Annotated in this window: 6 protein-coding genes; all 6 read right to left on the bottom strand. The window is 50.9% G+C overall.

Features of this window, described 5'->3' with window-relative positions; translation table 11 throughout:
- Positions 1-144: 144 nt before the first annotated feature.
- A complete protein-coding gene (garD, locus tag C1T29_RS02320; protein WP_025810829.1) occupies positions 145-1,677 on the bottom strand; it encodes a galactarate dehydratase in 1,533 nt (510 codons plus the stop codon).
- 82 nt (positions 1,678-1,759) lie between these two features.
- Positions 1,760-2,473, bottom strand: coding sequence for a FadR/GntR family transcriptional regulator (locus C1T29_RS02315; protein WP_003178602.1), 714 nt, complete (start codon positions 2,471-2,473; stop codon positions 1,760-1,762).
- A gap of 94 nt (positions 2,474-2,567) precedes the next feature.
- The gene (gudD, locus tag C1T29_RS02310; protein WP_025810830.1) at positions 2,568-3,935 is read right to left on the bottom strand and encodes a glucarate dehydratase; all 1,368 of its coding nucleotides are present in this window, start codon (positions 3,933-3,935) and stop codon (positions 2,568-2,570) included.
- 37 nt (positions 3,936-3,972) lie between these two features.
- Complete coding sequence (locus C1T29_RS02305; protein WP_025810831.1) at positions 3,973-5,349, bottom strand: MFS transporter; 1,377 nt, start codon at positions 5,347-5,349, stop codon at positions 3,973-3,975.
- A gap of 40 nt (positions 5,350-5,389) precedes the next feature.
- Positions 5,390-6,856: an alpha-ketoglutaric semialdehyde dehydrogenase GucD gene (gucD, locus tag C1T29_RS02300; RefSeq protein WP_103750352.1), complete on the bottom strand. Its 1,467-nt coding sequence runs from the start codon at positions 6,854-6,856 to the stop codon at positions 5,390-5,392.
- A gap of 20 nt (positions 6,857-6,876) precedes the next feature.
- Positions 6,877-7,560, bottom strand: a 684-nt coding sequence (locus C1T29_RS02295; RefSeq protein WP_208945604.1) for a 5-dehydro-4-deoxyglucarate dehydratase, incomplete at its 5' end; no start/stop codon positions are given.

Here is a 7,560-nt window from a genome sequence, read left to right as displayed (position 1 = left end):
AGGCAGTATGGTTGATGCGCCAAGGCTCCGAAAGGTACTGCGGTTTAGTTTACCAAAGAGGAAATATGAAAAAAGAACCACTTTATACTTCTTGTTAAAAACGAGTTCACAATTAAAAAAGCACCTTATCAAGGTGCTTTTCGATCAAGTCACAGGCGCGGGGTTGAACAAACACAAGTCATTGGAGAGCCCCCAATGTTCCGCCCATGTTTTCCTTCCGCTTGCGACGTTAAGGATCGTCCTGAAAATTTCCCAGCCGACTTCTTCTATTGAAGCTTCACCTGTTGCGATCCGTCCGGCGTTAACGTCGATTAAATCGCGCCAATCTTCTGATAATGACTGCCGGGTTGCCACTTTCATAACCGGAGCCATTTCAAGGCCGTACGGCGTTCCTCTTCCGGTTGTAAATACTTGCAAATGCATGCCCGAAGCCAGTTGCAGGGTGCCGCATACAAAATCGCTTGCAGGTGTCGCTGCAAAAGTGAGTCCCTTCTGTACAGCCCTTTCACCTGGCGCGAGTACGGCATTGATCGGGCTGCTTCCCGATTTCGCGATCGAGCCGAGCGATTTCTCAACCACGTTTGCCAGCCCGCCCCTTTTGTTCCCTGGCGACGGATTGGCGCTTCGGTCTGATTCGCCTCTTTCCAGATAGCGGTCATACCAAGCCATTTCCCGAATCAGGGCGCGACCGACTTCTTCATTGACAGCGCGCGGTGTTAAGAGATGAACGGCATCGCGGACTTCGGTGACTTCCGAAAATAAAACCGTGGCCCCTGCCCGGACGAGTAAGTCGGCCGCATATCCCGCCGCGGGGTTTGCGGTCACTCCTGAGAAAGCGTCGCTGCCACCGCACTGAAGGCCAATCACCAGGTCTGAAGCGGGACATGTTGTCCGCTTCCGTTCATTCAGCCTTTTTAAGCGCTCTTCGGCCATTTCCATAATCGATTGTATCATTTGCTCAAACCCTCGCCGTTCCTGCAATGAAAGAATGTTTTCAGCGTCTCCTTCCGGCTCTATCCTCGTCGGAAGGAGCTTCTCGCAGCCGAGTCCGATCACCATCGCTTCCCCGCCGAAATTAGGGTGTCTGGCGATATTTTGAATCGTTCGGATCGGGATTTTGGCTTCCGGCGCATTAATCGCCACACCGCAGCCGTACTGATGATTTAATGCAGCGACACCGTCAACGTTCGGATATTTTGGAAGCAGTTCCTCTTTAATTCGTTTAACTGCGTAATCGAGAACGCCTGCGACGCATTGCACGCTTGTCATAATGCCAAGCACGTTTCTCGTGCCGACGCTCCCGTCTTCATTCCGGTATCCTTCAAATGTGTACCCTTCAAGAGGGGGAGCGGGTTTTGGAACTTTGTTGGCGATGGGCAGTTCATCGAGCGGCGGAGCTTCCGGAAGCATGATATGCGACTCGGAAATCCCCCCGCCTTTTTCGATTGGTTTGACGGCATAGCCGATAACCTCACCGTAGCGAATAACGGCTCCCCCCTGTGTAATGTTCGTTAAAGCCACTTTATGACCTTGAGGTATCCGCTCCTGCAGTTTAAGCCCGCAAGGAAACACCGTCCCTTTCGGCAGTCCGCCGGCATTGACGATGATTGCGGTATTGTCTTTTTCGTTCACCTTAATGTACAGCGGGGTTTCAGTTTGATTGACAAGCATAAGTATTGATCAACTCCCCTTTTCGATCAGCGCCTTTCCACAGCCTTTCTCCCGCTGCGGCACATGTTAGAAAGCGCTGTCAAACAACTTAATGATTGTTTTTTTCATCACGAAGCCCATTCAGTATTTTGTCACGTACAAATTTTAAGTGCTCATACATATGGTGATAGGCTTGATATGGGTCCCTTTGTTGAAGGGCTTTCAAAATATTCGTATGATATTCGACAGTCCGGTCCCTTTCCCTGTATGGAATCTGGCTGTCGATTTTGGCGTGTGTGATCAAGAGTGATTGAATCATGCCCTCAAGCACCGGGTTGTTCGCGCTCAAAGCGATAATCCGGTGAAATTCTTTATCTGCTTCTCCATAATGATTATCCGTGCTGTTTGCAATGATATCGATCGTTTCCTGCAGCCTTTCGAGCTGACTGTCATTGATCTTTTCTGCGGCGATCGTGACAAGCCCGAGTTCCAGCGCCATCCTCGCTTCAATAATGGCCGGCAAATTATCAACCGCCAAAGCCAGCATGACAGAAAACGGCTGGATGCCAATTTTATCATTAAAATACGTGCCGTCCCGGGTTTTTCTTTTAATAATTCCGAGCGTTTCGAGTGATATTAAAGCTTCGCGGAGAACGGGTCTGCTCACATTCAGTTTTTCCATGAGCTCTATCTCCGTCGGCAGTTTGTCCCCCGGTTTCAATTGGCCGCTTGATAATAAATGGACGATTCGTTCTACAACCTGTTTCGCCAATGTCTTGCGATTGACTGATTCGACCTGCAATGTTTCCATATCTTCTTCCACGACTGTGGGCCCCCTTTCAGTTGTTCATATTGTAAGACAAAATATCGCGTATGACAATGTCGGCTAGGGGCCTCTCAAACCGCTGTTTCCGCAATTAACGAACAAGACAAGGACGTTTAGGGTCGAAACGCCAATTTTCAATCAAAAACTGCATGGCAACGGCATCATTCCGCTCGCCTGCTTTCATTTTCTCATACCGTTCATTTGCTTTTTCCACCTGTTCCATGTCGATTTCAATGCCGAGCCCCGGCTGATCAGGAACTTGGACAGATCCGTCAGCAATTGAAAAAGGCTGTTTTGTCAGACGCTGTCCATCCTGCCAAATCCAATGCGTATCAATCGCCGTGATGTCGCCGGGAGCTGCTGCGGCAACGTGGGTGAACATGGCCAATGAGACGTCAAAATGGTTATTGGAGTGAGAACCCCACGTCAGCCCCCATTCATGGCACATTTGGGCAACGCGGACAGATCCCTGCATCGTCCAGAAATGCGGATCTGCCAGCGGTATATCAACAGCGTGCAGTTGTATCGCGTGCCCCATTTGCCGCCAGTCTGTCGCAATCATATTCGTCGCTGTCGGAATGCTTGTCGCACGGCGGAATTCGGCCATGATTTCCCGACCCGAGTATCCGGCTTCCGCTCCGCAAGGGTCTTCCGCGTAGGCGAGCACATCCCGTTTTCCCTTACAAAGCGCAATCGCTTCTTCCAATGACCACGCGCCATTCGGGTCAAGGGTGATTCTCGCCTCGGGAAACCGTTTTGCCAAAGCGGATGCCGCCTCGATTTCTTCTTCTCCCGAAAGGACGCCGCCTTTTAATTTAAAATCATGAAAACCGTATCGTTCTTGAGCTGCTTCAGCAAGACGGACGATCGCCCCGGGTGTCAACGCTTCTTCGCGGCGGAGGCGGAACCAATCGTCACTTGCCTCTTGCTCACTAATATAGGGAAGCGTTGTGCGCTTTCGGTCGCCGATGTAAAACAAATAGCCGAGCATCTTCACTTTTTCCCTCTGCTGGCCTTCCCCCAAGAGCGACGCTACAGGGACGCCGAGAAATTTCCCGAGCAAATCGAGCAAAGCCGCTTCCAATGCGGTCACTGCGTGTATTGTCGTCCGCTGGTCAAAGGTCTGCATCCCGCGTCCTCCGGCATCCCGGTCTTTAAAACGACGCCTGACAGACTGCAAAATCGATTGAACAGCGCCGAGCGGCTGACCGATGACAAGCGGCTTCGCCTGCTCCAGCGTCTGGCGGATCCGTTCGCCGCCCGGAACTTCGCCGACACCGAGAGCGCCTGATGAATCTTTTAAAATCACGATATTCCGTGTGAAAAAGGGGCCGTGAGCTCCGCTTAAATTCAAAAGCATACTGTCGCGCCCTGCCACGGGTATGACCTGCATATCAGCAATTGACGGTGTTTGCGATGCTTTCTCCTCTTTTACATGCTGATGAATGTTTGTATTCATATCGATTTAGCCTCCCTCTTATTAAAGCGCTTACATTTCATATGGATAAAGTGGTGTCCGCATGGTCTTCCTCTTTCTGCAGTTCGATGCGCTTGATCGGCCCGACGAGAAACAGATAACTTAATACCGCGGCAATCGCATTGGCACCGACAAACACAAGCGCTCCGTTAAATGAGCCTGTCGCATTCACGATATATCCGATGATAATCGGTGTCGTGATGGACGCAATATTTCCAAAGGTGTTGAAGATGCCGCCGCTCAAGCCGGCACACTCCTTTGGCGAGGTATCTGACACAACCGCCCAGCCCAGCGCGCCAAATCCTTTTCCGAAAAAGGCAAGCGACATGATGGAAACGACCAGCCAAGATGAATCTGCATAGTTGCATACGATCATCGAGCAGGACATCAGCATGCCGAGGATGATCGGTGTTTTTCTGGCAACCGTTATCGAGCAGCCCTTTTTCAAAAGGAAGTCTGACACGAACCCGCCCAGCAATCCTCCTAAAAATCCGCAGATTGCAGGAAGCGATGCGACAAAACCCGCTTCAAGGATCGACATACCGCGTGCCTGAACGAGATAGACCGGAAACCAGGTCAGAAAGAAATAGGTCAACGTTGTGATGCAGTATTGGGCGATATACACCCCGAGCAGCATCCGGCTTCTTAAAAGCTGCTTAATGTAAGGCCATTGGGACTCCTTTTCCTTCTTTTCCGCGTTCTTTCCCTCATCCATCGAGACAAGCGCGCCGCCTTCTTCGATGTACGCCAGTTCGGCGGCATTGATTCTCGGGTGTTTTTTGGGTTCGTAAATCGTTTTCAGCCAAATAAACGACATCGCAATCCCCAGAGCACCCATAATGACAAAAACCGTATGCCAGCTGAATGAGTGGGCGAGCCACCCCATCAGCGGTGAAAAAATGACAAGTGCAAAGTACTGCGCCGAGTTGAAGATCGCCGATGCTGTTCCGCGTTCAGAGCTTGGAAACCAGGAAGCCACCACCCGGCCGTTGCCCGGGAAGGACGGCGCTTCTGACAGACCGACGAGAAACCGGAGCGCAAATAAAAGGATAACGGCCGTTCCCGCGGCGAAAAAGCCAAGCGTTCCCTGCAAAAGGGTAAACAATGACCAAAAGAAGATGCTGGCGGCGATGATGATTTTCGACCCAAAGCGGTCGAGCAGCCAGCCTCCGGGAATTTGGCCGACAACATACGCCCAGCCAAATGCGGAAAAGACATACCCCATCGCCACCGAACTCAGCCCAAGCTCATGCTGCACAGAGTCGCCGACGATCGAGAGTGTCGCACGGTCGGCATAATTAATGGATGTGACGAGAAACAGCATAGACACGACAAACCAGCGGACAGAACTTCTTTTCCCCGCGGTATGGGGGGAGGCTGCACGATTTTTTTTCATAGCATCTTCTCCTTTATTCATTTGTACCGAAACGATTGATTTACGGTTTGACAAATACGGTTTTCACAGCTGTAAAAAATTCTTTTGCTGCCTCCCCCTGTTCCCGTGAATGTGAGCTCGATTGTTTAACGCCGCCGAATGGCGCCTGCAGTTCGACACCGGCGCTTTCGGCGTTGACGCGAATGAGCCCCGCTTCAATTTCATCTATGAATGACAGCATCCGGCCGATGTTTTGCGTAAAAATGGAGGCGCTCAGGCCAAATTTGACGTCATTGGCCGTCTCCAAAGCTTCCTCAAGTGTATCCGCCTTGATTAATGCGATGACCGGGCCGAAAATTTCTTCTTGGGCAATCGCCATGCCGGAAGTGACATTGTCAAAAATGGCTGGCCTGATATAATAGCCGTTTTCGTATTTTCCATCTGCCAGCCTATCGCCGCCGAAAATGAGGTCCGCTCCTTCTTGCTTTCCTTTTTCAATATAGGACAGGCAGTTGTCAAGCTGCTGTTTGTTCGCAATCGGTCCCATCCAGACATCTTCTTTTAAGCTGTCGCCGATTGTAATTTCTTTTGTTTGTTGAAGCAGCTTTTCTTTAAACCGGTTATAAACACCGTTTAAGACGATGACGCGGCTTGTCGCCGTACACTTTTGACCCGTCGACCGAAACGCTCCGCTGATGACCGCTTCAACCGCACTATCAAGGTCGGCGTCATCTGCTATGATCACCGGGTTTTTGCCGCCCATCTCAAGCTGATACTTCGCCCCTCTTTCAAACGCCGTCCGGCCGATAATTTTTCCGGTTTGGTTCGACCCTGTAAATGTAATTCCGTTCACATCCGGGTGTTCGGCAAGCCTTTGGCCGGCCGATGATCCCGGCCCTGTCACTGCATTGACCACGCCTGACGGAATCCCTGCTTCTTCAAAGCACGAGATAATTTTAAGGCAGGTGACTGCGGTTTCTGTAGCCGGCTTGATGACGACCGTGTTTCCATAGATGAGGGCAGGCGCCATTTTCCAAATTGGGATGGCTATGGGAAAATTCCAAGGCGAGATGACGCCGACGACACCGAGCGGCACCCTGTCGGTGTACATGAAAGCGGATGTGTCGGTGGAGGGAATCACATCGCCCGTTTTCCGCATTCCCTCTCCGGCATAGTATCTGAGAATCGCGATTCCCCGCGCTGTTTCTCCTTTTGCTTCAGGCAGTGTTTTCCCCATTTCACGCGTCGCACACTCGGCAATTTCATTGAGGCGCTGTTCCATGATATCAGCGGCCTTGTAAAGAAATTGACCGCGCTCCGCTCCCGACAGCTTTCTCCAAGCCTTTTTGGCCTGCTTGGCCGCTTCAACCGCCCGGTCTACATCCGCAATCGAAGATTTTTGCACAAGCCCGACGATATCCCGTGTATCTGCCGGGTTCAAGCTCTGTTCCATCCCGCCCGATTCAGCCTTCACCCAGCGGCCGTTGATAAAGTTAAAATACGTTTTATTTTCAGCTGCAACAGACATCTTCAAATTCCTCCTTTTGTTTATAGGGCAGCGGTCGTTTTCGGATAACGCCCCATCGCGTTTTTCAGAATGTTTTCGAGCTGCCGGCAATGTTCTTTTTCCACCGGAACGATCGGCGGTCTCGCCGTGTTTTTCACATGAAGGCCCATGATTTCCATACCGGCTTTGATCAAAGACACGGCATAGCCCTTCCGAAGTTTGCGGATCTCGTTAATCGGCATGATGACATGCTCATAAATCTCTTTGACAAGCTGGTCGTTGCCGTTTAATAATGCCTCATAAAACATCCTTGAAATATGAGGAATATAATTGGATATCGCCGAAGAATACGACGTGAAGCCAATCGGAGCATAGGCCGGCATCGTGACTTCAGCCATCGGCATTCCGTTGAGCCAGCCCAGCCTGTCTCCTATCGTATACGACAAACTGATATTCAACGCCATATCCCCTATGCCGTCTTTGAGCCCGACAAGCTGCTCGAGATCGGTCAGCCGCTGAATCTGTTCAAGTGTCAAAACCGCATTGTCTCGCTGATAAATGATGGCGTTTAAATCCGTGCTTTCAATGATTGTTTTCGTATACTGATAGAGGCCTTCCTGCTCTCCGTGTATCAAGTATGGCGGGAGAATCAGATAGCCGTCAGCCCCTTTTTCCTCGGAAATCCGCGCCCATTCCAAAGCGGTGCTCAAGTTGCCGCCAACTCC

It is taken from the genome of Bacillus sp. MBGLi79 (assembly GCF_002953915.1).
This window is presented reverse-complemented; position numbering and strand designations above follow the sequence as displayed.

Bases quoted from the DNA above. Each gene is read 5' to 3' on its own strand.
- gudD (WP_025810830.1), bottom strand. From the start codon at position 3,935: ATGAATACAAACATTCATCAGCATGTAAAAGAGGAGAAAGCATCGCAA.
- C1T29_RS02305 (WP_025810831.1), bottom strand. From the start codon at position 5,349: ATGAAAAAAAATCGTGCAGCCTCCCCCCATACCGCGGGGAAAAGAAGT.
- gucD (WP_103750352.1), bottom strand. From the start codon at position 6,856: ATGTCTGTTGCAGCTGAAAATAAAACGTATTTTAACTTTATCAACGGC.